General features: G+C 50.8%; 27 protein-coding genes. All 27 read right to left on the bottom strand.

Translation table 11 applies throughout. The features are described from left to right. Nucleotides 1–18 precede the first annotated feature (18 nt). Nucleotides 19–390, bottom strand: coding sequence for a histidine triad nucleotide-binding protein (locus ACO0LG_RS15580; protein ID WP_423027874.1), 372 nt, complete (start codon nucleotides 388–390; stop codon nucleotides 19–21). Nucleotides 391–437: 47 nt separating this feature from the next. Then, the gene (locus ACO0LG_RS15575; RefSeq protein WP_423027872.1) at nucleotides 438–803 is read right to left on the bottom strand and encodes a phosphoribosyl-ATP diphosphatase; all 366 of its coding nucleotides are present in this window, start codon (nucleotides 801–803) and stop codon (nucleotides 438–440) included. Then, nucleotides 800–1,201: a phosphoribosyl-AMP cyclohydrolase gene (gene hisI, locus ACO0LG_RS15570; RefSeq protein ID WP_423027870.1), complete on the bottom strand. Its 402-nt coding sequence runs from the start codon at nucleotides 1,199–1,201 to the stop codon at nucleotides 800–802. The genes ACO0LG_RS15575 and hisI overlap by 4 nt, the downstream gene beginning before the upstream one ends. Further along, nucleotides 1,198–1,962, bottom strand: a complete 765-nt coding sequence (hisF, locus tag ACO0LG_RS15565) for an imidazole glycerol phosphate synthase subunit HisF (protein WP_423027868.1) — start codon at nucleotides 1,960–1,962, stop codon at nucleotides 1,198–1,200. Before hisF ends, hisI begins: the two co-directional genes overlap by 4 nt. Further along, on the bottom strand, nucleotides 1,959–2,750 hold the full coding sequence (gene hisA, locus ACO0LG_RS15560) for a 1-(5-phosphoribosyl)-5-[(5-phosphoribosylamino)methylideneamino]imidazole-4-carboxamide isomerase (protein ID WP_423027866.1): 792 nt from the start codon (nucleotides 2,748–2,750) through the stop codon (nucleotides 1,959–1,961). Before hisA ends, hisF begins: the two co-directional genes overlap by 4 nt. Before the next feature lie 109 nt (nucleotides 2,751–2,859). Next, complete coding sequence (gene hisH / locus ACO0LG_RS15555; RefSeq protein ID WP_423027864.1) at nucleotides 2,860–3,498, bottom strand: imidazole glycerol phosphate synthase subunit HisH; 639 nt, start codon at nucleotides 3,496–3,498, stop codon at nucleotides 2,860–2,862. A gap of 67 nt (nucleotides 3,499–3,565) precedes the next feature. Continuing rightward, on the bottom strand, nucleotides 3,566–4,168 hold the full coding sequence (hisB, locus tag ACO0LG_RS15550) for an imidazoleglycerol-phosphate dehydratase HisB (protein ID WP_110256500.1): 603 nt from the start codon (nucleotides 4,166–4,168) through the stop codon (nucleotides 3,566–3,568). Next, complete coding sequence (hisC, locus tag ACO0LG_RS15545; RefSeq protein ID WP_423027862.1) at nucleotides 4,165–5,241, bottom strand: histidinol-phosphate transaminase; 1,077 nt, start codon at nucleotides 5,239–5,241, stop codon at nucleotides 4,165–4,167. Before hisC ends, hisB begins: the two co-directional genes overlap by 4 nt. A gap of 83 nt (nucleotides 5,242–5,324) precedes the next feature. Next, nucleotides 5,325–6,098 (bottom strand): DNA-methyltransferase, encoded by a 774-nt coding sequence (locus ACO0LG_RS15540; protein ID WP_423028011.1) that lies wholly within the window; start codon nucleotides 6,096–6,098, stop codon nucleotides 5,325–5,327. Between the two features lie 43 nt (nucleotides 6,099–6,141). Beyond that, nucleotides 6,142–7,458 (bottom strand): histidinol dehydrogenase, encoded by a 1,317-nt coding sequence (gene hisD / locus ACO0LG_RS15535; protein ID WP_423027860.1) that lies wholly within the window; start codon nucleotides 7,456–7,458, stop codon nucleotides 6,142–6,144. A 29-nt stretch (nucleotides 7,459–7,487) separates the two neighbouring features. Then, nucleotides 7,488–8,165, bottom strand: coding sequence for an ATP phosphoribosyltransferase (gene hisG, locus ACO0LG_RS15530; RefSeq protein WP_423027858.1), 678 nt, complete (start codon nucleotides 8,163–8,165; stop codon nucleotides 7,488–7,490). Further along, nucleotides 8,165–9,415, bottom strand: coding sequence for a UDP-N-acetylglucosamine 1-carboxyvinyltransferase (gene murA / locus ACO0LG_RS15525; protein ID WP_423027856.1), 1,251 nt, complete (start codon nucleotides 9,413–9,415; stop codon nucleotides 8,165–8,167). The genes hisG and murA overlap by 1 nt, the downstream gene beginning before the upstream one ends. After that, nucleotides 9,415–9,651, bottom strand: a complete 237-nt coding sequence (locus ACO0LG_RS15520; protein WP_110256495.1) for a BolA family protein — start codon at nucleotides 9,649–9,651, stop codon at nucleotides 9,415–9,417. Before ACO0LG_RS15520 ends, murA begins: the two co-directional genes overlap by 1 nt. 141 nt (nucleotides 9,652–9,792) lie before the next feature. Beyond that, nucleotides 9,793–10,548 (bottom strand): ABC transporter permease, encoded by a 756-nt coding sequence (locus ACO0LG_RS15515; protein ID WP_423028009.1) that lies wholly within the window; start codon nucleotides 10,546–10,548, stop codon nucleotides 9,793–9,795. Nucleotides 10,549–10,553: 5 nt separating this feature from the next. Next, nucleotides 10,554–11,474 (bottom strand): ABC transporter ATP-binding protein, encoded by a 921-nt coding sequence (locus ACO0LG_RS15510; RefSeq protein WP_423028007.1) that lies wholly within the window; start codon nucleotides 11,472–11,474, stop codon nucleotides 10,554–10,556. Nucleotides 11,475–11,670: 196 nt separating this feature from the next. After that, a complete protein-coding gene (locus tag ACO0LG_RS15505; protein WP_110256492.1) occupies nucleotides 11,671–11,946 on the bottom strand; it encodes an STAS domain-containing protein in 276 nt (91 codons plus the stop codon). A 39-nt stretch (nucleotides 11,947–11,985) separates the two neighbouring features. Then, nucleotides 11,986–12,636, bottom strand: a complete 651-nt coding sequence (locus ACO0LG_RS15500) for an MlaC/ttg2D family ABC transporter substrate-binding protein (RefSeq protein ID WP_423027854.1) — start codon at nucleotides 12,634–12,636, stop codon at nucleotides 11,986–11,988. Nucleotides 12,637–12,771: 135 nt separating this feature from the next. Further along, complete coding sequence (locus ACO0LG_RS15495; RefSeq protein ID WP_423027852.1) at nucleotides 12,772–13,548, bottom strand: MlaA family lipoprotein; 777 nt, start codon at nucleotides 13,546–13,548, stop codon at nucleotides 12,772–12,774. Further along, a complete protein-coding gene (mlaD, locus tag ACO0LG_RS15490) occupies nucleotides 13,532–14,020 on the bottom strand; it encodes an outer membrane lipid asymmetry maintenance protein MlaD (RefSeq protein ID WP_422950310.1) in 489 nt (162 codons plus the stop codon). The genes ACO0LG_RS15495 and mlaD overlap by 17 nt, the downstream gene beginning before the upstream one ends. 123 nt (nucleotides 14,021–14,143) lie before the next feature. After that, nucleotides 14,144–14,911, bottom strand: a complete 768-nt coding sequence (mlaE, locus tag ACO0LG_RS15485) for a lipid asymmetry maintenance ABC transporter permease subunit MlaE (protein ID WP_423027850.1) — start codon at nucleotides 14,909–14,911, stop codon at nucleotides 14,144–14,146. Then, nucleotides 14,908–15,711, bottom strand: coding sequence for an ABC transporter ATP-binding protein (locus tag ACO0LG_RS15480; protein ID WP_423027848.1), 804 nt, complete (start codon nucleotides 15,709–15,711; stop codon nucleotides 14,908–14,910). Before ACO0LG_RS15480 ends, mlaE begins: the two co-directional genes overlap by 4 nt. A 376-nt stretch (nucleotides 15,712–16,087) precedes the next feature. Beyond that, a complete protein-coding gene (locus ACO0LG_RS15475) occupies nucleotides 16,088–17,551 on the bottom strand; it encodes a glutamate synthase subunit beta (protein ID WP_423027846.1) in 1,464 nt (487 codons plus the stop codon). A gap of 115 nt (nucleotides 17,552–17,666) precedes the next feature. Then, a complete protein-coding gene (locus tag ACO0LG_RS15470; RefSeq protein ID WP_423027844.1) occupies nucleotides 17,667–22,355 on the bottom strand; it encodes a glutamate synthase-related protein in 4,689 nt (1,562 codons plus the stop codon). Between the two features lie 455 nt (nucleotides 22,356–22,810). Beyond that, nucleotides 22,811–23,497, bottom strand: a complete 687-nt coding sequence (locus ACO0LG_RS15465) for a transposase (protein WP_423027842.1) — start codon at nucleotides 23,495–23,497, stop codon at nucleotides 22,811–22,813. A 255-nt stretch (nucleotides 23,498–23,752) separates the two neighbouring features. After that, a complete protein-coding gene (locus ACO0LG_RS15460; RefSeq protein WP_422950303.1) occupies nucleotides 23,753–24,094 on the bottom strand; it encodes a hypothetical protein in 342 nt (113 codons plus the stop codon). A 229-nt stretch (nucleotides 24,095–24,323) separates the two neighbouring features. Continuing rightward, nucleotides 24,324–25,301: a phosphate/phosphite/phosphonate ABC transporter substrate-binding protein gene (phnD, locus tag ACO0LG_RS15455; protein WP_423027840.1), complete on the bottom strand. Its 978-nt coding sequence runs from the start codon at nucleotides 25,299–25,301 to the stop codon at nucleotides 24,324–24,326. A gap of 301 nt (nucleotides 25,302–25,602) precedes the next feature. Then, nucleotides 25,603–26,685 carry an aldose epimerase family protein gene (locus ACO0LG_RS15450; RefSeq protein ID WP_423027838.1) on the bottom strand — a complete coding sequence of 361 codons (1,083 nt, stop codon included), beginning with the start codon at nucleotides 26,683–26,685 and terminating at the stop codon, nucleotides 25,603–25,605. Between the last annotated feature and the right edge of the window lie 8 nt (nucleotides 26,686–26,693).

Genomic DNA, 26,693 nt, shown 5'->3' with positions numbered 1-26,693 from the left:
TGCCGGTCATCTGGTAGATCAGCGTTGTCCTCGCCAAGGCTTGGGGCCACCTATCACATGCATATGTAGATGATACACCTCTTGCCCACCGTCCGGTCCGGTGTTGATCAGGGTTTTGTAACCACCCGTTAAGCTGCCATCAGCCTCTTGCACTGGTGCGCATCCTTGCTCCTGTGCCAATTTTGGTGCCAAAGCCAGCATTTTTCCCAGCAAAACCGTATGCTCAACTTGCACTGAAGACAAGGTATCGATATGTACTTTGGGGATGATCAACAGGTGCACAGGGGCAGCAGGGTTGATATCTTTAAAGGCCAGCAATTCTTCATCTTCATAGACGCTGGCAGAGGGAATTTGTTTTGCGGCAATCTTACAAAAAATACAGTTATCCACGTTTTATCCGTTCTTTTCAACAAGACGCATGATCTTCGATGATTGCTTCACGCATCCTTGCGTGCTGCCTTTTCTTCAATACCTGAAATACCTTCGCGCCTTGCCAGCTCATCCAGCACCTGCTGAGGGCTGAGATCATACTGCGCTAACATGACAAGCGAATGAAACCAGAGGTCGGCACACTCATATAAAAGCTTGGTCGCATCACCTGACACCCGCGCATCCTTGGCAGCCATGACGGTTTCTGTTGCTTCTTCGCCTATCTTCTTCAAGATAGCGTCGTCACCCTTGGAAAACAGGCGCGCCACATAAGACTTATCCGGGTCGCCACCATTGACCAGTTTGCGGCTCTCAATAATTTCTGCCAGACGTTGCAAAGTCTGCTGTTGTGTATTATTTTGCGTGTTACTCATTTGTAGATGCTTTCCGGATCTTTCAAGACCGGATCAACTGCCAGCCAGTCACCATCATTAAGACTACCCTCAAACTTCTGGAAGAAGCAGGAATGGCGGCCAGTATGGCAGGCGATGCTGTCGGTCTGTTCTATCTTCAGCAAGACCACGTCTTCGTCACAATCGATGCGGATTTCCTTGACCTTCTGGATGTGACCTGATTCTTCACCTTTATGCCAGAGTTTCTTGCGCGAGCGGCTCCAGTAAACAGCCTCACCCAGTTCCACGGTCTTGGCCAGCGCATCGCGGTTCATCCAGGCAAACATCAGGATGTCGTTGCTGCTGGCTTCTTGTGCGATGACAGGCACTAGGCCGTTTTCATCCCATTTGACCTTGTTCAACCATTTTGCCGCGCTCATGACAACCTCATCGGTATATGTTGTGCAGCCATAAATTGTTTTGCTTCGCCTACTGTATGTTGTCCATAATGGAAGATGCTGGCAGCCAGTACCGCATCTGCCCCACCTACCTTGATACCATCGGCCAGGTCTTGCAAACCACCAACGCCGCCTGAGGCAATCACGGGTACGGATATCGCGTCAGACACTGCGCGCGTCAAACCCAGATCAAAACCGGAACGTGTACCGTCCTTGTCCATGCTGGTCAGCAGGATTTCACCCGCGCCCAATTTGGCCATGTGCATGGCCCATTCAACCGCATCCAGACCAGTGGCATTGCGGCCACCGTGGGTGAACACTTCCCATTTGCCTGGGCCCACATTTTTAGCATCAATCGCCACGACTATGCATTGTGAACCGTACTTTTGTGCAGCATCGGCCACCAGTTGTGGGTTGGTCACCGCAGAAGTATTGATACCTACCTTGTCAGCACCGGCATTCAGTAAGCGACGTACATCAGCCACCGTACGCACGCCGCCACCGACAGTCAGTGGAATGAACACTTGTGAAGCCACCGCTTCAATAATCGGCAAGATCAGGTCGCGCCCATCAGAGGATGCCGTGATATCGAGAAAAGTAATCTCATCCGCGCCCTGCCCGTCATAACGGCGGGCGATTTCTACCGGGTCACCGGCGTCGCGCAGTTCCTGGAAATTAATGCCCTTGACGACGCGGCCAGCTGTCACATCAAGACAAGGGATAATACGTTTGGCTAAGCTCATTCAGTCTCTTCTTCATCATCGAATTCACCGCTGAGTTCATCGGCACGGTCTTGTGCAGACAACAAATCCAGCGTGCCTTCGTAAATCGAACGGCCACAAATCACACCTTCTATACCCTCGTCCTGTACAGCGCACAGGGCTTCAACGTCGGCCAGTACATGCACGCCGCCAGAAGCAATCACGGGGATGCTGACAGCTTGTGCCAGTTTGACGGTGGCTTCTATATTTACACCCCCCATCATGCCGTCACGGCCTATGTCGGTATAGACAATGGCCTCAACGCCATAGCCTTCAAATTTCTTGGCGAGGTCGATGACTTCATGGCCAGACAATTTGCTCCAGCCATCGGTAGCTACCTTACCATCCTTGGCATCTATGCCGACGATGATCTGGCCAGGAAAGGCACTACAGGCATCCGCCAGGAAACCAGGGTTCTTGACCGCAGCGGTACCGATGATGATGTAGGACAGGCCACCATCAAGATAGCGTTCTATGGTATCGAGGTCACGGATGCCGCCACCGAGTTGCACCGGGATTTCTTCGGTATCGGTGTCTTCAGCGTAGTCACGCACCGCTTGTATGATGGCTTTGACCGCCGCCTCGTTCTTGGGCTTGCCGGCAAAAGCGCCGTTCAAATCCACCAGATGCAGACGACGCGCACCCTGACGCAGCCAATGGCGCGCCATTTCGGCAGGGTCTTCAGAAAATACGGTGGCCTGGTCCATGTCGCCTTGTTTAAGGCGTACGCAGTGGCCATCTTTCAGGTCTATAGCAGGGATGAGCAGCATGATATGAGAAAAAGTAGGAACGTCAATGAGACAATAAAAAAAGACAATACCAGTTAAAAATCAGAGTAAACAATTTACATCAGACACTAGTCAGACACTACATGGCCACTTATGGTTTCCAGTGTACAAAATTCTTATACAGTTGCAAGCCAGCCGTCGCGCTCTTTTCAGGGTGAAACTGGGTAGCGAAGATATTGTCACGCGCTACTGCACAGGCAAACAGGCTACCGTAATCCGTCATGCCTACTGCATGCTCTGCATCTGCAGGCTGGGCATAATAGCTGTGCACAAAATAAAAATAGGCATCATCAGCAATATCTTGCCATAAGGCATGTGACTGCGATTGCTGCACACGGTTCCAGCCCATTTGTGGCACTTTGTAACGCGAGCCATCTGCCTGCAATTGACCATCCAGTTCAAAGCGTACCACTTTACCGGGCAAGAGACCCAGGCCAGGTGTATTACCCTCTTCACTGACATCAAACAGCATTTGCTCGCCTACACAAACACCAAACAGGGGTTTGTTGCGGGCGGCCTCCAGCAAGGCATCTTGCAGGCCGGAGTCACGCAGGCAACTCATGCAATCCGGCATGGCCCCCTGTCCTGGTAAAACGATACGATCCGCGCTGCGGATATCGGCTACTTCGCCAGAAATCAGCACATTCGCTTCAGGAGCCACGGCACGCAGTGCCTGCGCTACCGAGCGCAAATTACCCATGCCGTAATCTACTACTACAATTTTATTCATAATGAATCACCAGCAAGCTGGTATCTCGTGTCTGCGATTTGTATCTGTATCGGTATTTGCATTACGGTCAAAGGCTGCCTTTGGTCGAGGGTATGGTGCCTGCGGCACGCGCATCCAACTCGGTTGCCATGCGCAGGGCGCGGCCAAAGGCTTTGAACACAGTTTCGCATTGATGATGAGAGTTGTCGCCGCGCAAGTTGTCGATATGCAAGCTGACTAAAGCATGATTGACGAAACCCTGGAAAAATTCACGGGTCAGGTCGACATCAAAATTGCCGATCATGGCGCGGGTGAACGGGATATGGTATTCCAGGCCTGGGCGACCAGAAAAGTCGATGACCACGCGTGACAATGCCTCGTCCAGAGGCACATAAGCATGGCCATAACGGCGTATGCCTTTTTTATCACCAATCGCCTTGGCAAAAGCCTGGCCCAGGGTAATACCAACGTCTTCTACCGTGTGATGGGCATCGATATGCAAGTCACCGACGGCTTCTATGTCCAGATCAATCAGACCATGACGGGCAATCTGATCCAGCATATGATCCAGAAAAGGGACGCCAGTATTGAGTTTTTGCTGGCCTGTGCCATCAAGATTAATGGCAACACGGATTTGTGTTTCATTGGTATTGCGGGTAACCGCCGCAATGCGTTCTATGGGCTTATTCATTTTGATGATAAAGATGCTGCCAGGGCAGCAAGAAAAAGAGCATTCTCTTCACGGGTGCTGACTGTAATACGTAGACAGTTACCCAGCAGATTATGCATTTTACCTACATTTTTGACTAAAATTTTTTGTTCGCGTAATTTCACAAAGACTTGTTCGGCATTCGCAACACGTATCAACACAAAATTGGCAGCCGAGGGGAAGACTTGCACCTCTGGCAAGCTCGCAAGAGCAGCCATTAATTCCGTTCGTTGCTGGCGCAATTCTGCGGCCTGCGCATCAAGTATTTCTACCCTTTCCAGCACAAACTCTGCTGCCGCTTGCGTCAAGACATTGATGTTATAAGGCGGGCGCACTTTTTCAAATTCATGCATGAGGGCATTATTGCCAGCCATATAACCCAGCCGTATGCCTGCAAGGCCCAGCTTGGAGACTGTGCGCATGACGACCAGATTATCAAACTCTGCGAGACGTGACATGAAGCTGGCTTGGGCAAAAGGCTGATAGGCTTCATCAACAATGACGATGCCATTTCCCACAACGGCCTTCAGAATAGCGACCATATCCTCAGCGTCATACAGCGTGCCGGTAGGATTGTTGGGATAAGCCAGATAAGTGATGACCGGTTGATGCTCGACTATGGCTGCCAGCATCGCCGCTTTGTTCAGCGTGAAATCCGGGTTCAAGTCCACGCCCACGAATTCCAGCCCGGCAAACAGGGCTGACATGGCATACATGACAAAGCCGGGCATCGGTGCCAACACCTTGGCACCCGGTTTGGCGCAGGCAATGGACACCATGCTGATGAGTTCATCCGAGCCATTGCCAAGGACGATGTCATGCCCGATAGGCACACCGAGTTTGTCAGCAATCAATTGCTTGAGACTAGCATAGGCTGGTTGTGGATAACGATTCAGTGCCACGCCTGCCAGATGCTGGGCCAGCTCCTGCTGCATATCGGGCGGCAGCAGATAAGGGTTTTCCATCGCATCCAGCTTCACAAAACCGCTGGCGTCCGGCACATGATAAGCAGACAGGCTGGCGATTTCAGGGCGTATCAATTTGGTGATGCTCAATTCTTTGCTCCATGTTCAGGCTTTTGTATTTTGAAAATCGCGCAGACCAAGTCTCAACACCGCTCAACACCGTTCAACACAAATCAGGCAGAAAGTGCTTCCGTGTCGATGGAGGTCAGACGATTTTCTATCATTGCGCAATAATCAGGATTTAATTCAAATCCGACAAAATCACGCCCGCAACGTTTGGCAGCTACGGCGGTAGTGCCACTGCCCATGAAGGGATCGAGTACAACACCGCCGGGTGGGCAGGAAGCCTTGATCATGCGCTCGATGATTTCAAGCGGTTTTTGGGTAGGATGTTCTTCGCGTTCGGCATGCTCTCTGTGCAGGCGCGACACACTCCAGACATCCTTGGGATTGAATCCCATTTCCAGCCACTTCGCACCCTCAAAAATCTTGCGGCTGCGGGCTTTCTTGGTGGCTGCATCGTACGGGATGCGTATTGCATCCAGGTCAAAATAATAATCCTTGGCTTTGACAAAAAAGCCTATGGTGTCATGCACAGATGAATACTTCCGTACGGTACCTCCCATGGATGGTACGCGCCTGTCCCAGATGATTTCATTCATCATACTCATGCGCTGCTTGAGCATGACAAAGACTTCAGGTGAATAACGCCATGTCAGGAAAATATACAGGCTGCCATTCGCTTTCAACTTGGGCAGGGCCAGGTCTATCCACTGCGCCATCCATTCCAGATAGTCAGCCGACGCCATCTTGTCGGATTCATTGCCATAATCCTTGCCCAGGCCATATGGTGGATCAGCCAACAATAAATCGATGCTGGCATCAGGCAGACGCGCCAGACCTTGTAGCGCATCTTCACAAAAAACCTGGTTACGCCATTCGGCCATCATATGCAGGTATAGGTATTCATGGCAGCCAGCGATTTCGCTTTCATGACTTGAGCCGCAACTCTGCACTGCGCGCGTGAGCTTGCAGGCCTTCGCCATAGGCCAGTTCAGCGGCTACTTTACCGAGGGTTTGTGCACCCTGCTCACTGACGAAAATCATCGATGAGCGCTTCTGGAAATCGTAGACACCTAACGGTGAAGAAAAACGTGCCGTGCGTGAAGTTGGCAAGACATGGTTAGGGCCAGCGCAATAATCACCCAGGGATTCAGATGAATAGCGACCGAGGAACATGGCACCGGCATGACGTATCTTGTCTGCCCACTGCTGAGGATTTTCTGCGGAAATTTCCAGATGCTCGGCAGCGATACTGTTCGCAATTTCACAGGCCTCATCCATATCGCGCACTTTGATCAGGGCGCCGCGATTAGCCAGTGAAGTGCGTATCACTTCATGCCTGGGCATGGCAGGCAACAGTTTAACTATACTGGCTTGCACGGCTTCGATATACGCTTCATCCGGGCACAATAATATGGACTGTGCCAGTTCATCATGTTCAGCTTGCGAAAACAAATCCATGGCAACCCAGTCAGGGTCAGTGGTGCCATCGCACAAGACCAAAATCTCGGACGGACCGGCAATCATGTCTATGCCAACCACACCAAACACACGACGCTTGGCAGCAGCCACATAGGCATTGCCTGGGCCAACGATTTTATCGACAGCAGGTATCGTCGCCGTACCATAGGCCAAGGCACCAACTGCCTGGGCACCGCCAATGGTAAACACGCGGTCCACACCTGCAATCGCGGCAGCCGCCAATACCAAAGGATTTTTTACACCGTCTGGCGTAGGCACCACCATGATGATTTCTTTGACACCTGCCACCTTGGCGGGTATCGCATTCATCAATACCGAAGATGGATAAGCAGCCTTGCCACCCGGTACATAGATACCAACGCGGTCCAGGGGCGTGACTTTTTGGCCGAGTACGGTGCCGTCTGCTTCGGTATAACTGAAACCGGCAGAGCCACATTCTGCTTTTTGAATTTCGTGATAGGCGCGTACGCGCGCTGCTGCGGTTTCCAGTGCGCTGCGGCGTTCAGCATTCAGGGATGCCAATGCTGCCTGCATCTCTTCCTGCGTCAACTCCAGCGCGGCAACGCTGCTGGCGCTCAGGCGGTCAAAACGATTGGTGGCTTCCAGCACGGCAGTATCGCCACTGGTTTTGACGCTGGCCAGTATTTGCGCAGCAGCACGGTCTATGGCCTCATCTTCACTGGCTTCAAATGCCAGCAGTGAAGTCAGTTTCCTGGAAAAATCTGCCTCAGTCGTGTCAAGCCGGGTAATCAGGGATGCCATGCTTTTCTCTTCATTAATTATGCGTTGGCCTATGTGTTGGCCTTGGAGGCGCGATCAAATGCTTCCAGTATTGGTTGCAAGCGTTCACGTTTCAATTTCAGCGCAGCCTGGTTAACCACGAGGCGCGAAGAAATTTCCATGATGTGTTCAACCTCAACCAGATTATTCGCACGCAGGGTGCTGCCGGTACTGACCAGATCGACGATTGCATCTGACAAACCGACCAGTGGTGCCAGTTCCATCGAGCCATATAGCTTGATCAGATCAACGTGCACACCCTTGGCAGCAAAATGCTGGCGCGCCGTTTCGGTGTACTTGGTAGCAACGCGCAGGCGCGCTCCCTGGCGCACAGCGTTTTCATAATCAAAACCCACAGACACAGCAACTGACATGCGGCATTTGGCAATATTCAGATCAATGGGCTGGTACAGGCCTGCACCACCATGCTCATGCAGGACATCCTTGCCGGCCACCCCAAAATCAGCCGCACCATATTGCACATAAGTAGGCACGTCAGACGCGCGCACGATGATGACGCGCACATCAGGATCATTGGTCGCCAGTATCAGCTTGCGCGATTTTTCTGGATCCTCGGTCACACGTATGCCTGCTGCTTCCAGCAAGGGCAGGGTCTCTTCAAAGATGCGGCCCTTGGACAAGGCCAGTGTCAGTTGCGAGGTGACAGAAGTGCGTGTAGGAGCAGACATTATTTGACTCGCTGTATTTGTGCACCGACTGCGGAGAGTTTGACTTCCATACGGTCATAGCCGCGGTCCAGATGGTAGATACGGTCTATCAGGGTGTCACCCTCGGCTACCATGGCGGCAATCACCAACGAGGCAGATGCGCGCAAGTCCGTTGCCATGACAGGTGCGCCGATGAGTTTATCAACACCATTGACGATGGCCGTGTGACCATCGATTTCTATTTTTGCGCCCAGGCGGTTCATTTCCTGCACATGCATGAAACGGTTTTCGAATATCGTTTCTGTGACACGGCTGGTGCCTTGCGCGATACAGTTCAATGCCATGAATTGCGCCTGCATATCCGTCGGAAAACCTGGATATTCGGTAGTACGGAAACCGACAGCCTTGGGACGGCTACTCATTTGAGCGCGTATCCAGTCTGGGCCTGTCGTCAGTATCACACCGGCGTCACGTAATTTATCAAGCGCGACATCAAGGATGTCACTGCGCGTATTTTTCAAAGTGATGTCACCACCGGTAGCAGCTACTGCACACAGGAAGGTTGCGGTTTCTATGCGATCGGCAATCACGGTATGCTTAGCGCCGTGCAAACTCTCTACACCCTGTATCACCAAGCGGTCTGTGCCTATGCCTTCTATCTTCGCACCCATGGCCACCAGCAGGTTGGCCAGGTCAGTGACTTCTGGTTCACGCGCAGCATTTTCGAGCACGGTTTCACCTTCGGCAAGCGTCGCTGCCATCAACAGGTTTTCTGTACCGGTCACGGTAATCATGTCGGTGACGATGCGTGTGCCTTTGAGCTTCTTGGCCTTGGCGTGGATGTAACCGGCTTCGATATTGATCTCGGCACCCATGGCCTGCAAGCCTTTGATGTGCTGATCAACAGGGCGCGAACCTATCGCACAACCACCTGGCAGGGAGACCTTGGCTTCACCAAAACGTGCCAGCAAGGGGCCGAGCACCAGTATCGATGCGCGCATGGTTTTCACCATGTCATACGGAGCTTCAAGTTTGTCTATGGCTGCGCCATTGAGTACGGTCACACCGTTTTCCTGCGTGACTTGCAGACCCATTTGACGCAACAATTTCAGCATGGTGCTGACATCTTGCAGCGAAGGCACGTTATGTAATTCGACGTTACCGGAAGTCAGCAAGCCTGCGCACAGGATAGGCAGTGCGGCGTTTTTTGCCCCAGAAATCGTGATGTCGCCATTCAGGCGATTGCCGCCTGTGATCAATAATTTATCCATTATGCAGCGTACTCTTCAGGCGTCAGGGTTTTCATGGAAAGGGCATGTATTTCTTCGCGCATGCGGTCACCGAGAACGGCATAGACGATCTGGTGGCGCTGTATAGGGCGCTTACCAGCAAAGGCGGCAGATACGATCACTGCGGTGAAATGCTGGCCGTCGCCTTCGACTTCCAGATGCGTACATTCCAGACCGGCTGCAATGTAATTTTTAATTTGTTCGGGCGTAGGAAACACGGCTAACTCTCTTGATCAAAATGGTGAAGCAATTGTTGTACTGCATATTGTTTTTTACTTAATGCTTATTCAGTGTCTTACTTAGTGTCGCACTTAGTCTCTCACTCAGTGGCGTACTCAGTGGCGTACTCAGTGTCGTACTCAGTGTCGTAATTTATATCCACGTTTCAGCATCTGGATAGCAATCGTCGCCAGCAATAATGAAAACACAGTAACGATCATCAGGCTATGCAAGGGATCAACATCGGACTTGCCGAAGAAACCAAAGCGGAAGCCATCAATCATGTAGAAAAACGGGTTGAAACGCGAAATACTTTGCCAGATGCCAGGCAGGGAATGAATGGAATAAAACACACCTGACAGGAAAGTCGCAGGCATGATCAAAAAGTTCTGGAACGCCGCAAGCTGGTCAAACTTTTCTGCCCAGATACCGGCGATCAAACCCATAGTGCCCAGCATGGCGGCACCAAGGAAAGCAAAAATCACTATCCACCATGGCGCAACGAAATGCAGGTCAGCAAACCAGGCAGTCACGATAAAGACACCAGCACCAACGGCAACACCGCGCAAAATCGCTGCCAATACGTAGGCACTAAAAATCTCCCAATGGGACAGCGGTGGCAACAGGATAAAGACCAGGTTGCCAGTAATCTTGGATTGGATCAGTGAAGAAGAAGAATTCGCAAACGCATTTTGCAAGACACTCATCATGACCAGACCTGGCACCAGAAAAGCCGTGTATTTGACGCCAGGATAAACCTGTACATGATCTTCCAGCACATGGCCGAAAATCAGCAAATACAGGATGGCTGTCATGATGGGCGCAGTAATGGTTTGTGTCGCCACTTTCCAGAAACGCAAAACTTCTTTGTAGAACAGGGTATTGAAACCGGTCAAGCTACTCATTTGCTGCCCTCCATAATTTGCAGGAAGACATCTTCCAGATCAGCTTGCAATAAATGCATATCTTCGATAACACAACCATCAGCACGGAAAGCGGCGAGCATGCTTTCGACCTGATTGTAATCAGTCACACGCAGGGCAAACTGGCGTGGGTCTGACGGGGTTTCATGGGTAATTACTTTATCGCGCAAGCTGGCAGGCAAAGTCACCACACCACTGGCTGCCAGGGTGATGCGTAATTGTGAACCAGAGATGCGCTTAATCAAATTGGCGGTGCTGTCGAGGGCCACGACCTTACCGAGCTTCAGCATGGCGATGCGGTTACACAAGGCCTGGGCCTCTTCCAGGTAATGCGTGGTCAGGACGACAGTATGGCCTTCGCGATTCAGGCGGGCGATAAATTGCCACAGGGTCTGGCGCAGTTCCACATCGACACCAGCAGTCGGTTCATCCAGCACAATGACGGGTGGTTTGTGTACCAGCGCTTGCGCGACCAGTACCCTGCGCTTCATCCCGCCAGACAGGGCACGCATATTGACGTCGGCCTTATTGGTCAGATCGAGGTTTTCCATGACCTCGTCTATCCATTTGTCATTATTCTTCAGGCCAAAATAGCCAGACTGCATGCGCAGGGTCTCGCGCACTGTGAAGAAAGGGTCGAATACCAGCTCTTGCGGCACCACGCCCAGCTTCTTGCGGGCATTGCGGTAATCTGTGACCACATCATGACCTTGCACGGTGATATTACCAGCGTCAGCACGATTCAGGCCTGCCAAAATGGAAATCAGGGTGGTCTTGCCAGCACCATTTGGCCCCAGCAAACCGAAAAATTCACCCTCTTCTATCGTGAGGGAGACACCACCCAGTGCCTGTAGCGACTGGTAGCGTTTTTGTATGTTGCTAATTTGTATGGCTGCCATCTGGCGTGTTTGCACTAAGTGCTCATCAGGGAATTAAGAACCGGAAAACCCGGTTTCTTGTCACTAGTTCACTATTACAGTCCACTAGAGTGACGAAACCTTTGATTATAGGGGATTTTCGGGATTTGATTTGAAATGGCATGCCTGCTTTACTGCTGAACATGCCTTTTCAAGGGAGAAACAACTCAGGAAGCGATCAATGTCGCTCTGGTGTATGAAGCTGGAATTGCTCGTTGAGACCGTATAGTGCCAATAAACTCAGCAAGCTGGCAGAATAACCACTGAACTGCAGTTGCACGCCTTTCTGGATCGCCTGACGTTGCCAGGCGATCATGACAGCCACAGCGCTGGAGTCGATTTTAGTCAGCGCCGACAAGTCGAACGCTGACTGACCTGCAGCTATGGCAGACAATCCCGCAGCAACTACTGCATTGGCATTATCATGGCTAAGCTCACCTGTTACTGTATACACAATACGTTCCCGGATTTATTTTGCGTCGTATTTTGCGGTTTATTTTCCGTTTTTGGCCGCACTGGCTGCTGCCAGTTTTTTATTCTTTTCAGCCAAGGTCTGGATCAGGCCGTCAATGCCGGATTTACTGATTTCAGCAGCGAAACTGCCTTTATAAGTTTCCACCAGCCAAGCACCGAGTACATTGATATCAAAAATCTTCCAGCCAGCTGGCAATTTTTCGAGGCGATAATTCAAGACAACTGGTTCACCGCGTGACTGTATAACCTGGGTACGTACCTCAACTTCAGTATCAGTTGGATCGGCGCGCATAGGCTTGAATTCGACACGTTGATCCTTGACCTGAGAAATCGCGCCAGAATAAGTGAACACCAGCAAAGTGCGGAATTCATTGGTCAGTTGTTTTTGCTGAGCTGGTGTCGCGTCTTTCCAGCTTTTACCGGCAGCCAGCGAAGTCATGCGGGGAAAGTCTATGTATGGCAGGATTTTGCTTTCCACCATGTCATACACTTTCTTTTGATTCCCGGCCTGGATATCCTTGTCATTCTTTGCCGTATCCAGGATTTCCTGGCTCAGGCGCTTGACCAGTGCATCAGGTCCTTCCTGTGCTTGTGCTGCGCCGCTGGCCAGACCAGTGATGAGTAAGCTGGCAAATACCAGATTAAAAAATTTTGTCAGAGTTCGTTTCATTTTATTATTCCTGTTCCTGATTTTGCGGCAACTACCGCACATGAGCAGTTAACTTGTCAGCAGCCTCGGCGGTTGACTCAGTTCACTACACCTACACCAATTCTTACATTTGCAGACTATGATTTTAGACACTAATCAGTCTGCATCATCCGCATTAACCTGCCCTGCCCGGCGCTGCAAATAGGCGTCACGGAAGAAGACATATTTATCAAGTGCCGCTTCTTCCAGCAAGCTACCGGCATCCAGTACCGATGCACGCTTGTCAACCAGGCGCACCACCGAACCGATGTTCTTGATATACATGGGCCGCTTGTAATACCACAGATCCCCGCGCATATCGACAGGCGTCGCCAGTGCATCACGTACTGTCGATGGTCCCAGTACCGGCAAGACCAGATAAGGACCGGACTTGACACCCCAGCGCCCCAGTGTCTGACCAAAATCTTCATTATGCTTGGGCATGCCAGCCGCCGAACCTATGTCGATCAGACCACCTATACCTATGGTGGTGTTGACAGCAAAACGCATGACATCCGTGACACCGTCATTGACACGTCCTTGCAGCAAATTGTTAACCGCATTCCAGACATCACCAATATTGCTGAAGAAATTACCTATACCAGCCTGTACAAAACTTGGCGTAGCAGCGCGGTAAGCCTGTGCCACCGGTTTGACGACTGCCGTATCGACAGTATCGTTAAAGCTGAACATGGCACGGTTGAAACCTTCCAGCGGATCACGCGGATTCTTACCTATATTGGTCTTGGTACTCAATACATCAAGGGTCTGGTCAGCCTTGTCCTTGATTTTTTCTACCGAAACCGTGCTGCAACCGGTCAGAAACACGCTGACCAGTAGTAGCAACATGCCTAACATCCTGCTGCTTGCAGGAAACTTATTTGTTCTTGTCATTTTTTTCTTCCGTATTACCGTCTGCCGCTTTGCTGAACAGGAACTGACTGATCAGGCTTTCCAGCACGATGGCATCCTGTGTAAATGTAATTCTGTCACCTGCAGCCAGCAATTTTTCATCGCTGCCCGCAGTCAAACCTATATATTGCTCACCAAGCAAACCCGCGGTCAGGATCTTGATGGACGAATTTTTTGGGAATTTGTAACGCTTTTCCAATTCCATGACGACAGTTGCCTGATAAGTTTTATCGTCAAACTTGATTTCACTGATGCGGCCCACTACCACGCCTGCACTTTTCACTGCGGCCCTAGGCTTGAGCCCGCCGATATTGTCAAAGCGCCCGGTAACAGTATACGTCTGCTCAAAGGACAGAGAGCTTAAATTGCCCGCCTTGAGTGCCAGAAACAACAGCGCAGCCGCACCCAGCAAGACGAACAGGCCTACCCAGAAGTCGAGAGATTTTTTTTGCATTTTTCTTTTCCACCTATTTCTTGCGATTTCTTACAGTTTTGCCAAACACACAACCACTTTGCAGGCCAGGCAAATAATTCATTTTGCTCTACCCGCACAGTGAAATATGCAGATCGGGGCGGGCTACTGGAACATCAATGCAGTCAACAGGAAATCCAGCCACAACACCAGCAATGAAGATATGACCACAGTCCTGGTAGTGGCGCGCGCTACGCCTTCAGGCGTAGGTTGCGCTTCATAGCCCTGGAATAATGCAACAAAGCTTACTGCAAAACCAAAGACGATGCTTTTGACTACGCCGTTACCTATATCCTGGAATACTGCAACGCCCGCCTGCATTTGCGACCAAAAGGCACCATTATCGACACCAATCAGTTTCACACCAACAATATAACCACCAATAATGCCCATGGCATTAAAGATGGAAGTCAGTATCGGCAAGGCGATGATGCCAGCCAGAAAACGCGGTGCCAGCACCCTTTGTATAGGGTTGACTGCCATCATTTCCATTGCGGCAAGTTGTTCGCCCGCTTTCATCAGGCCTATCTCTGCGGTTAGCGATGTACCGGCACGGCCAGCAAATAAAAGGGCTGTTACTACGGGACCAAGTTCGCGCACCAATGAGAGGGCGACCAACAGACCCAGCGCCTCTTCAGAACCATAGCGGTTCAGAGTGTAATAACCCTGATAGGCCAGCACGAAACCGACAAACAGTCCCGACACGGCAATAATCAACATCGAATAATTGCCGATGAAATGGATCTGGTCTGTAACTAGCCGCGGCCTGCGCCACAAACCACCACAATTCAACAGAATAGAAAAAAAACTGCGGGCCGCATAGCCCACATCATCCAAGGTTGATCTGACAACACCACCAATTTTTTCTATCATGGGCGCTTCTCCAAACCCAGGTCCGCCTGCAGGGATGCACCAGGATAATGGAAAGGCACGGGTCCATCTGCCTCTGCATGCACAAACTGTTTTACGTATGGGTCTTCTGACACCTGCATCTCTTCCGGCGTACCTTGTGCAACAATTTTGCCCTTGGACAGGAAGTAGACATAGTCAGCTATCGCAAAGGTTTCATGCACATCATGCGACACCAGTATTGACGTAGACCCTAAAGCATTATTCAAGTTCCGTATCAAATTGGCCGCAACGCCCATGGAAATCGGATCCAGCCCGGCAAAGGGCTCGTCATACATGATCAATTCAGGGTCCAGTGCCACAGCGCGTGCCAGCGCAACGCGCCTGGCCATGCCACCAGATATTTCAGCTGGCATCAAACTGGCTGCATTGCGCAAACCTACTGCCTGCAATTTCAGCAAGACCAGGTCACGTATCATGGCTTCGCTCAGATCAGTATGTTCACGCATCGGAAAAGCCACGTTATCAAACACATTCAAGTCCGTGAACAGAGCACCATGCTGAAACAGCATGCCCATTTTCCTGCGGATGGCATATAAACCCGTGGTATCAAGCTCACTCACCTCTTGACCATTGACCTTGATACTGCCTCGCTGCGCGCGGATTTGTCCGCCTATCAAACGCAAGATCGTGGTCTTGCCTGATCCTGACCCCCCCATGACGGCAATCAGTTTACCGCGTGGGAAATCCATACGGAGTTCAGACAGGATGGTCCGGTCTCCATACCCAAACTGGATATCGCGAATTTCTACAAGATTTGGCACAGCAATGGGAGAGATAGTTTATAAAAACTAGATTGTAATGCAGAACGGCAAAGAGGGTTGTACAGACAACTATATTAAAAAAACAACTAATTGATGAATATTCAGAATATTGCGCCTATTTCACGCAAAACCTGATAAATGCAGATTTTTCCAAATTTAATTCGAATGACGGGAGCGAAAATATATTTTATAAATGAACGAAGAGTCAGTTATTTGCAAATATCTGTCCAAATCTGCACTGCTTGAACAGAATGCCTGTCATTTCCCCCGCAAAACAAACAGCTCCTTGCTGTGAGAAATGCCGGTCAATGATTAAGGCCCATTTCATTAATACAGATGAAATGGGCCTTAATCCCGCCGGATTCAGTAAGGCAAATCAGCGCGGCAATACTGAGTCACCCATAAGAAAGGCATCTACTTCACGCGCACATTGGCGCCCTTCGCGTATCGCCCATACCACCAGCGATTGGCCGCGACGCATGTCACCTGCAGCATACACCTTGTCGACATTGGTCTTGTAGCAACCAGCACCGTCTGTCGTTGCCCTGGCGTTACCGCGAGCATCTTGATCAACACCAAAAGCATCCAGCACCTGTTGTACTGGCGAGACAAAACCCATGGCGAGCAAGACCAGGTCGGCTTTCATTTCAAATTCAGAATCCGGCACTTCCTGCATTTTGCCGTCTTTCCATTCCACACGGCAGGCGATCAGCTTTTCTACTTTGCCAGCCTTGCCTTCGAGGCGCTTGGTCGCCACTGCCCAGTCACGGTCGCAACCTTCTTCATGTGAAGAAGAGGTACGCAGTTTGGTTGGCCAGTAAGGCCAGACCATGGGTTTGTTTTCTTGTTCAGGCGGCTGTGGCATGAGTTCAAACTGCGCCACCGATTTGGCACCGTGACGGTTGGAAGTCCCTACACAATCAGAACCAGTATCACCGCCACCGATCACGACAACATGCTTGCCACTGGCCATGATCTGGTCCTTGACCTTGTCCCCGGCATTGACCTTGTTTTGCAAAGGCAAAAAGTCCATGGCAAAATGCACTCCCTTGAGTTCACGACCAGGGACGGGCAGGTCACGCGGGGTTTCTGCCCCACCCGCAATGATGACGGCATCAAAGTCTTTTTGCAGTTGCTGAGGCGAGATGGTTTCTTTCGCCCAGTTGGTGACCGTTGCCGGGAAATCCTTGCCGACGAATACGCCGGTACGGAAAGTTACGCCCTCTGCCACCATCTGATCGACGCGACGGTCGATGTGTGATTTTTCCATCTTGAAATCAGGGATGCCATAACGCAACAAGCCACCAACGCGGTCATTTTTTTCAAACACGGTCACATCATGACCGACACGCGCCAGTTGCTGTGCTGCTGCCATGCCTGCGGGGCCGGAGCCAACCACGGCAATTTTCTTGCCTGTCTTGACGGAAGGAACTTGCGGCACGACCCAGCCATTTTCCCAACCTTTATCGATGATGAAATGTTCTATCGACTTGATGCCTACTGCATCACTGTTGATGCCGAGGGTACAGGCAGATTCACAAGGTGCAGGACAAATGCGGCCTGTGAATTCAGGGAAGTTATTGGTGGAATGGAGAGTATCGAGCGCCAGTTTGTAATTGCCGTTGAAGACCAGATCATTCCAGTCAGGAATAATGTTGTTTACTGGGCAGCCGTTATTACAAAAAGGGATGCCACAATCCATGCAGCGTGCTGCCTGCACCTTGGCCTGACCATCATCCAGATGAACCAGAAATTCCTTGTAATGCTTTTTGCGCGACTGCGGTGCTTCGCTTGCTTCCTGCAAGCGCTGGTATTCCATGAAGCCGGTGATTTTACCCATTTTCTAACCTCAATATCGTTGCGGGCCTTTGCCCTGTCTTAATCTGAATAAGCTCAATAGTCTGTAACGCACAAGAAGTCGTCTCCACAGCCAGGCTGCGGCGCGAACATCCAGCTTATGCGGGGACTTTTTCCTTTTTGGCTGCGGCTTGCTTGACCGCATGCATTTCACCCAAAGCGCGCTTGTATTCGGTAGGGAATACCTTGACGAACTTGGCACGGCTACGGGCCCAGTCGTCCAGCAAATTGCGGGCGCGGGTACTGCCTGTGTGCTTGAAATGGCGCTCTATCAGATTACGCAAGATGGCTTCATCCGTCTCGCCATCACCACCACGCAGACGGCTATGCCAGATCGATTTATCCAGGGTTGCCACTTGTACGTCACCAGCCAACACAGGCTCCAGTGTCACCATGGACATATTGCACTTGGCTTCGAATTCGCCTTCAGGATCATACACATAAGCGATACCGCCTGACATGCCGGCAGCAAAGTTACGGCCCGTATTACCAAGAACGATAACAGTACCGCCTGTCATGTATTCGCAGCCATGATCACCGGTGCCTTCAACGACAGTCACTGCACCAGAATTACGTACAGCGAAACGTTCGCCAGCAACACCATTGATAAAGGCTTCACCAGAGATCGCACCGTACAGGACAGTGTTACCGCAGATGATGTTGTCCACTGCCCAGCCGCGGAATTCTGTATTCGGGCGGATGATGATGCGGCCACCGGACAAACCCTTGCCGACATAGTCATTGCCTTCACCCACCAGGTCCAATGTCACGCCGTGCGCCAGGAAGGCACCGGCAGACTGACCAGCCGTACCCTGCAACTGGATATGGATGGTGTCATCCGGTAAACCGGCGTGGCCGTATTTTTTCGCCACTTCACCAGACAGCATTGTCCCTACGGTGCGGTTCAGATTTTTAATCGGTGATATGAAGGAGACTTTTTCACCAGTTTCCAAAGCGATTTTTGCCTGGGCGATCAGTTTGTTGTCGAGCGCTTTTTCCAGACCATGATCCTGTACATCGACATGACGTATCGCTGCACCTTCAGCCAATTCTGGCTGATAGAAGATGCGGCTGAAATCCAGCCCCTTGGCCTTCCAGTGCGATACGGCCTTGGACTTATCGAGCAAATCTACGCGGCCTATCAAATCGTCATAAGTGCGTATGCCCAGCTGTGCCATGATCTGACGCAATTCTTCGGCAACGAAGAAGAAGTAATTAACGACATATTCAGGCTTGCCAGAGAACTTCGCACGCAAGACCGGGTCTTGTGTTGCCACGCCTACCGGGCAAGTATTCAGATGGCATTTGCGCATCATGATGCAGCCTTCAACCACCAGCGGTGCTGTTGCAAAGCCGATTTCATCGGCACCCAGCATGGCGGCAATCGCCACGTCACGGCCAGTCTTCATCTGACCATCCGCCTGTACGCGGACGCGGCCACGCAAGCCATTCAAGACCAGGGTCTGCTGGGTTTCAGACAGGCCCAGTTCCCACGGTGTACCGGCATGCTTGATGGAAGACAAAGGTGAAGCACCCGTACCACCGTCATGACCAGCGATAACGACGTGGTCAGCCTTGGCTTTGGACACACCGGCAGCCACCGTACCAACCCCTACTTCAGATACCAGCTTGACCGAGATCGAGGCTTTTGGATTGGCGTTTTTCAAGTCATGGATCAACTGCGCCAGATCTTCAATCGAATAAATATCATGATGTGGTGGTGGAGAAATCAAACCTACGCCAGGCACAGAGAAACGCAGTTTGGCGATGTATTCAGATACCTTGTGGCCTGGCAACTGGCCACCCTCGCCCGGCTTGGCACCTTGCGCCATCTTGATCTGTATTTGATCAGCAGAACTCAGATATTCAGCGGTGACACCAAAGCGGCCAGACGCCACTTGCTTGATTTTCGAGCGCAGGGAATCGCCATCCTGCAAAGGAATATCCACTTCAATCTGGTCCTTGCCGATGACAGAAGCCAGGGTTTGACCCACTTTGATAGGGATGCCCTTCAATTCTTGCTGATAACGTGCCGGGTCTTCGCCGCCCTCACCTGTGTTTGATTTACCGCCTATGCGGTTCATTGCGATCGCCAGCGTTGCATGTGCTTCGGTACTGATGGAACCGAGCGACATCGCGCCAGTCGCGAAACGCTTGACGATTTCCTTGGCGGGTTCTACCTGATCCAGCGGGATAGCTTTGCTTGGGTCTATCTTGAATTCAAACAGCCCACGCAAAGTCATATGACGCTTGCTCTGGTCATTGATGATCTGTGCGTATTCTTTATAAGAATTGTAGTTGTTGGCACGGGTGGAATGTTGCAGCTTGGCGATTGCATCCGGTGTCCACATATGGTCTTCACCACGCACACGGAAGGCATATTCACCACCGGCATCCAGGGAGTTTTCCAGTACGGGATCGGCACCAAAAGCAGCCTTGTGCAAACGCAGAGCTTCCTCAGCAACTTCAAATACGCCTATGCCTTCTACATTCGAAGCCGTGCCCTTGAAGTATTTGTCGACCAGGGATTTGTTGAGGCCCACAGCTTCAAAAATCTGCGCACCGCAGTAAGACATATAGGTAGAGATGCCCATTTTGGACATGACTTTCATCAAGCCCTTGCCCACTGCCTTGGTGTAGTTATAAACAGCTTTTTCTGCCGACAATTCACCCGACAAATCCTTGGCCATATCGGCCAGGGTTTGCATCGCCAGGTAAGGATGGACAGCTTCTGCGCCATACCCTGCCAGCAAGGCAAAGTGATGGGTTTCACGGGCAGAACCGGTTTCCACCACCAGGCCAGTAGTGGTACGCAAACCCTTGCTGACCAGATGCTGATGCACAGTCGACGTTGCCAGCAATGCCGGGATCGCCACATAGTATTCATCCATCTTGCGGTCAGTGATGATCATGATGTTGTGACCAGACTTGACCGCATCGACGACTTCTGCACAGATGGAGGCCAGACGCGCCTCGATACCATCCTTACCCCAGGCGATGGGGTAGCAGATATCCAGCTCGTAAGACTTGAACTTGCCGCCGGTATTGGCGCTGATATTGCGCAACTTGGCGATGTCAGCAAAATCCAGTATCGGTTGCGCTACTTCCAGACGCATCGGTGGGTTGATGTTATTGGTGTCGAGCAAATTCGGCTTTGGGCCGATGAAGGATACCAGCGACATCACCATCGCTTCGCGGATAGGATCGATAGGCGGATTGGTGACCTGCGCAAACAATTGCTTGAAGTAGTTATACAGAGGCTTGAGCTTGTTCGACATGACAGCCAGTGAAGAATCATTGCCCATGGAGCCGATGGCTTCTTCACCTGCCAGTGCCATCGGTGCCATCAGGAACTTCAAATCTTCCTGGGTGTAACCAAACGCTTGCTGTCTGTCCAGCAAAGTGGCGGAGTATTCTGTCTTGTCTTCTGCCGCCTTCAACTCATTAAGTTTGATACGGACAGATTTGATCCACTGCTTGTAAGGCTTGGCATTGGCATAGGTGTCCTTGATTTCCTTGTCATCAATGATGCGGCCAGCTTCCAGATCGATGAGGAACATCTTGCCTGGTTGCAGACGCCATTTCTTGATGATCTTGGATTCAGGGATAGGTAAGACGCCGGATTCAGATGCCATGACGACCAGGTCATCATCGGTGACGATATAACGGGCAGGACGCAAGCCATTGCGGTCCAGCGTACCACCGATCTGGCGGCCATCGGTAAAGGCCATGGCGGCCGGGCCGTCCCATGGTTCCATCATCGCTGCATGGTATTCATAGAAGGCGCGGCGGTTTTCATCCATCATGGTGTGGTTTTCCCAGGCTTCCGGGATCATCATCATCATGGCTTGCGCGATTGGGTAACCGGCCATGACCAGCAATTCCAGCGCATTGTCGAAACTTGCGGTATCTGACTGGCCTTCAAATATCAGCGGATACAGTTTTTGCAAATCATCGCCGAGTACGGCAGATTTCATGACACCTTCACGGGCGCGCATCCAGTTGAAATTACCTTTGACGGTGTTGATTTCACCATTATGCGCAATCATGCGGTAAGGGTGAGCCAGTGGCCATTCAGGGAAGGTATTGGTCGAGAAGCGCTGATGCACCAGGGCCAGCGCAGAAACGCAGCGCTCGTCCTGCAAGTCCTTGTAATAAACACCAACCTGGTCAGCCAGCAGCAAGCCTTTATAGACAATGGTGCGGGCAGACATGGATGGCACAAAGTACTCTTTACCATGCAAAAGATGCAGGGCTTCAATCGCATGCACTGCCGATTTGCGGATTACATACAGTTTGCGTTCCAGCGCGTCCGTCACCATGATGTCTGGGCCACGACCGATGAAAATCTGGCGTATGACCGGTTCTTTTTCACGCACGGTAGGCGACATCGGCATATCGCGATCCACTGGCACGTCGCGCCAGCCCAGTACGACCTGACCTTCCGCACGTACAGCACGTTCTATCTCTTGTTCACAAGCCAGGCGGGATGCATGTTCCTTCGGCAGGAAAATCATGCCTACGCCATATTCACCAGGTGGTGGCAGGTTGATACCCTGCTTGGCCATCTCTTCACGGTAATACTGGTCAGGAATCTGGATCAGGATACCGGCACCATCGCCCATCAGGGCATCGGCGCCGACCGCGCCCCTGTGATCAAGATTTTTCAAAATCAACAACCCCTGATCGACGATGGCATGCGTCTTCTTGCCTTTGATATGGGCAACAAAACCTACGCCACAGGCGTCATGTTCATTGGATGGGTCGTATAAACCTTGCGCGTGCATAGTGGATCTCCGGAGGACAATTTCAATATCAGGACTTACGTGAAACAGCTGTCGGCATGAATAGCTAGCGTAGTTATTCAGCAATTTTGCTGGCTGCGGATGGCAGCTTGATGACGTTAGTTTGAAGGGTGATCAAACTGTGGGCCAGGCTTCCGGGTAAGGGCATGGCGCTACGCTGGACAAATGTGTCAGGCATTCATTGATGGTGTATGCGCGGCACGACAGTTTGGCGTAAATCCTGTCAGGACAAGACAGAGGATAGTGCACTGCAAAATATTGCGCAACTGCTTTAATTGGGGTCAGTGTCAATTTAAAATAATCATATTCTTATGAATATTTAAATAGGGACATAGTAAATATGGTTGTGTTTGCTGAGTTTCAGCACTCACTCAAGATTTCCAGGCATGTAAGTAGCCTGCAGGCCCGCTCATCTAAAAGAAAAATAAGGCGCTTTCCTAGGCCTTGCGGGGACGACCACGTTTCACAGGCTCTACCCGTCTCTCGGTCAGCTTGCTCATTTCTATCTTGAATCTGGCCGATCCCAGCATCCAGGCCTTGGTAGTTGCCTGGGTAATTTCGCTGATTTGTGTGTTGGACAAACCTAGCTCCAGACTTTGCTTGTAGGCAGCCTCGCGCTGGAAAGGCGTATTGCCCAATGCCCAGTAACAACTATGATCGGTGATCAGGGGGTCAATATGCAGGCCGACATGATGCCGGTAACTGGACCAGGTGTAATCGAGCAAATCCTGCACCAGACCGGCACGCAGAGGATTGCTTTCCATATAAATGCTGCAAGGGATGAAGTAATTGGCTGACTCAATGACGGTCGCACGGTAACGCCCCTGCCACAAAGTGCCGGTGCGCTGGTATTTACGGTTGAAATAAGGGACATAGTGGCGGCCCAACCATTGCATCATCTTCCCAAGGCCCGGCTCATCACCGGGAGTGAGTAGTAAATGTAGATGGTCAGGCATCAGCACATAGGCATGGATGGCGACATCAAACAGCTTGGCAGCTTGTTTAAGCCAGTCCAGAAAACTACTGTAATCCTCAGCATCCTGGAAAATCACGGCACCAGCATTGCCGCGCTGGATAACATGATGTTGCTGATGCGGGATAACGAGTCGGGCTAGTCTGGCCATGGGTATGCGGGCAATCCAAAAGAGTCTGGATTGTGCTTGGCATCAGTCTGTCTTGTCAAAACTTATCTGCTCACGCATGCACTACAATGCGAGGACAGCATGGTAACAGCGAACTGATACTGGCATTTGCATTCGCCACGAGCGCTACCACCATGCCCGCCTTGCGGGAGCATGGATCAGCAATGAACTTTTTAAGGGGGCTTTTGCCGCCGCCAGCTTTCCGGCTGGGCCGGAATGCTGGCAATCATACAGCGCTCAGGCTGCGATGAGTTCTTGAACCGGGCTTTTCAAGCGGAAAGCTTTGAGTGCACGGGATGCATCAGGCACTGCGACGATTTCTGGTGTACCAGTCATCAATTCAGAAATACGGCTCTTCAGGGCTTTGGCCTGTGTTGCCAGATTGAAATGGGCAGGACGCTGAGTCTGCACGATACTCCAACGCGCTACAGGCGCATGGCCGCTACCATCCAGCAAGGATTTTTCACGCAGCCAGTTCTCGAAAGAACGGGTAGTCATGTTGCTTTCTATCCAGATCAGATGATCGGCGGTGATTTTCTTGCTGTTGTCCGAGGGGCGAACCAGTATTTCGTAAATCATTTTCTGACTCCTTAAAGGGAAACTTTGCTTAAAGGAAGGTGTCAGCAAAGATTCTTTAGTCCAAAAACGCACCGGTTCGCGATTCAGTTGACACGATAGGTTACAAAAGTCAGAAATTTTTTTATGAATTTAATAGAAACACAATAAATTGGGCAAAATTTGAGCAAAAATGCACTGTTTATTGTATTTATTTCAGCTTTTGTTACAAATCAACTGGAACTTTTCAGGCTTATTTGATCCGTGAAGCTTCAAGAACGAAGCTCAGCTTGCCAAAACGTGCACTAACTTCATCAAATTTCTTTTGTTTTTGCACATCAGTGAGGCTGGGGTTGTTCAAATTATCGCGCAAAAGGCTAAACAATGTTAAATCTGCGATGGGTTTCAACTGTGCATCGGTAGAACGCTGGAAACCGGACAAATTCAAAATGTCTTTCAATACTACCTGCGCCTGTTTTTGCTTGCCATAATTGACAAAGAAATCTTCTACACGGGTTTTCAAGGCGGGCGACATGTCCTTGCGGTACAAAATCGGGTCATTTGGTATCAAGGGCGAAGTCCAGATGACACGGACCTTGCTGACTTGGTCTGGCGCTTCTTTTTTGAGCCTGTCCATCTCTTCACTATTGAAAGTGGCGACATCAGCTTCGCCACGCAAAATAGAAGAAAAATTCGCCTGGTGATTGCCAACGATGACTTTCTTGAACAATTTTGCCGGATCTATCTTGTTCTTGGAAAACAGGTAGTAAGCAGGAACAAGATAGCCAGATGTCGATTTTTTATCGCCATCAGCGAAGATGTACACGCCAGGTTTGGCAGAAACCTGGTCAAAGCTGGTCAGTGCACTTTTGCTGGAAGCAATCAGAACAGAGTTATAGCCCCGTGAGCCATCGCTTTTGACCATTTGTGCGAAGACAGTAGCTTTGCCATCTTCCACCGCATCCAGCGCAACCTTGCTACTCAGCCAGGCGATCTGTATCTTGTTCTCTTTCAAACCGGCAACGATGTCGCTGTAATTGGAAGAAATAGCGGCAGTCACTTCTGTGCCTGTGCTTTTTGCCAGATCATCGAGCAAAGGCTGCCAGCGTTTGCGGGTGTCTTCTATGCTGGTGGTCGCGATCAGTCCAACAGTGATTTTTTCTGCGGCTTGTGCAAGGGACGTCAACATACTGCAGACCAGCAGTATCAGGAAAAAACTCTTTTTAAGCATAAAACCTCAATAGAAAATGCAAATACCCAAAGCACGGCAATGCTTGTGACCGGTCAAACATGTATGCGGTAGCAGACAAACAAGCGACGTCAGTAACGTGCTTTGGGACAGGAATGGGGGATGGTGATTGGAAGCACAATAATTAATTTTTGTACATCCACTGCCTGCTATTATAGCATTAGATGAATTTAGGCAATCAATTCCCCTAAAGCAAGAAATTTTTTAGAGTTTATTCACCAGACACTTAGCGATGAAATTCGATTATGACGTCCTGCGTTTTACCCACTATCCTTAGCCTGCCCTAGTCGCTTTTCGGCAGCCGTGTGACAGAAAAACGAAAACTGGTGACAGTGTTAAACACTTGCCCCGGATTAAGGGTAGTCGAGGGGAATTTCGCATGATTCGGGCTATCCGGTAAGTGCTGGGTTTCAAAGGCAAAGCCATCATGGCGCTGATAGGCTGAGGCTTCAGTGCCGTCAAAGCCATTACCGCTATTGAACTGTACAGAAGGTTCTGTGGTGTAGATATCCATTTGCCGGCCAGATACCGTTTCAGTGATGCGCGCAACAGCCCGCAAGGACTGATCCCAATTGGTAAACAGCAGGCTGTGATCATAAGCAGCTGGCTGTCCAAGCAAGGTATCGCCGTGTTCAAGGCGACGAGTGATGGTGGTAGGTTTGCGCAAATCCAGCACGCTGCCATCTACCGGCAAAATACGTCCTGTGGGTATGTGTTTATTGTCGGTCTCAGTGTAACGATCAGCATGGATTTGAAACAGGTGCGTACCCAAACCCCTGCTGCCTGCACCTGCCAGATTGAAGTAGGCGTGATTGGTCAGGTTGATGACCGTCGCTTTATTGCTGAGCGCACGATATTCAATATTGAATTCATTGCGCACCTTGTACAAGCGGTAAGTGACGGCCACCTGCATTTCACCCGGAAAGCCCTGGTCACCGTCGGGGCTGAGCAAATTGAAATGCGAGCCCAAACTGTCGTTCTCATCAAAATCCTGGCGTGACCACACTCGCTTGTCAAAACCTTGCGGATCACCATGCAGGGCAACGCCTTTTTCGTTGGCAGGCAAATGATAAGTTTGTCCGCTCAATACAAATTCTGCTTTGCCTATGCGTCCTGCATAACGCCCGATGATGGACGCATGCCTGTGCCTGGTAGTTAAATAAGCTGGCAGGTCGGGTAGCCTGAGTACAATATTGGCCAGCTTGCCATCGCGGTCTGGCACGTCGATAGTGGTCATTGTCACGCCATAATTCAGGTAGCAAACCCGCATCTGCGTGTCGTTTTGCAGGCAATGTTCCTGCACCGCCTGGCCAGAAGCTGTCTTGCCCCAGTCACTACCTTGACTGTGGGCTGCGAGTGCGTCCACGTTAGTAC

It is taken from the genome of Undibacterium sp. Ji42W (genome assembly GCF_049340405.1).
Taxonomy (GTDB): domain Bacteria; phylum Pseudomonadota; class Gammaproteobacteria; order Burkholderiales; family Burkholderiaceae_D; genus Undibacterium.
The sequence above is the reverse complement of the archived record's forward strand: the minus strand, read 5'-3'. Positions and strand labels throughout refer to the sequence as shown.

Bases quoted from the DNA above. Each gene is read 5' to 3' on its own strand.
- phnD (WP_423027840.1), bottom strand. From the start codon at position 25,301: ATGCTTAAAAAGAGTTTTTTCCTGATACTGCTGGTCTGCAGTATGTTG.
- ACO0LG_RS15495 (WP_423027852.1), bottom strand. From the start codon at position 13,548: ATGACAAGAACAAATAAGTTTCCTGCAAGCAGCAGGATGTTAGGCATG.
- hisF (WP_423027868.1), bottom strand. From the start codon at position 1,962: ATGAGCTTAGCCAAACGTATTATCCCTTGTCTTGATGTGACAGCTGGC.
- hisH (WP_423027864.1), bottom strand. From the start codon at position 3,498: ATGAATAAAATTGTAGTAGTAGATTACGGCATGGGTAATTTGCGCTCG.
- ACO0LG_RS15500 (WP_423027854.1), bottom strand. From the start codon at position 12,636: ATGAAACGAACTCTGACAAAATTTTTTAATCTGGTATTTGCCAGCTTA.
- hisI (WP_423027870.1), bottom strand. From the start codon at position 1,201: ATGAGCGCGGCAAAATGGTTGAACAAGGTCAAATGGGATGAAAACGGC.
- mlaE (WP_423027850.1), bottom strand. From the start codon at position 14,911: ATGATAGAAAAAATTGGTGGTGTTGTCAGATCAACCTTGGATGATGTG.
- ACO0LG_RS15510 (WP_423028007.1), bottom strand. From the start codon at position 11,474: ATGGCAGCCATACAAATTAGCAACATACAAAAACGCTACCAGTCGCTA.
- ACO0LG_RS15465 (WP_423027842.1), bottom strand. From the start codon at position 23,497: ATGGCCAGACTAGCCCGACTCGTTATCCCGCATCAGCAACATCATGTT.
- hisD (WP_423027860.1), bottom strand. From the start codon at position 7,458: ATGGCATCCCTGATTACCCGGCTTGACACGACTGAGGCAGATTTTTCC.
- ACO0LG_RS15575 (WP_423027872.1), bottom strand. From the start codon at position 803: ATGAGTAACACGCAAAATAATACACAACAGCAGACTTTGCAACGTCTG.
- hisA (WP_423027866.1), bottom strand. From the start codon at position 2,750: ATGCTGCTCATCCCTGCTATAGACCTGAAAGATGGCCACTGCGTACGC.
- murA (WP_423027856.1), bottom strand. From the start codon at position 9,415: ATGGATAAATTATTGATCACAGGCGGCAATCGCCTGAATGGCGACATC.
- ACO0LG_RS15540 (WP_423028011.1), bottom strand. From the start codon at position 6,098: ATGGCCGAATGGCGTAACCAGGTTTTTTGTGAAGATGCGCTACAAGGT.
- hisG (WP_423027858.1), bottom strand. From the start codon at position 8,165: ATGTCTGCTCCTACACGCACTTCTGTCACCTCGCAACTGACACTGGCC.
- mlaD (WP_422950310.1), bottom strand. From the start codon at position 14,020: ATGCAAAAAAAATCTCTCGACTTCTGGGTAGGCCTGTTCGTCTTGCTG.
- ACO0LG_RS15475 (WP_423027846.1), bottom strand. From the start codon at position 17,551: ATGGGTAAAATCACCGGCTTCATGGAATACCAGCGCTTGCAGGAAGCA.
- hisB (WP_110256500.1), bottom strand. From the start codon at position 4,168: ATGAATAAGCCCATAGAACGCATTGCGGCGGTTACCCGCAATACCAAT.
- ACO0LG_RS15460 (WP_422950303.1), bottom strand. From the start codon at position 24,094: ATGATTTACGAAATACTGGTTCGCCCCTCGGACAACAGCAAGAAAATC.
- ACO0LG_RS15470 (WP_423027844.1), bottom strand. From the start codon at position 22,355: ATGCACGCGCAAGGTTTATACGACCCATCCAATGAACATGACGCCTGT.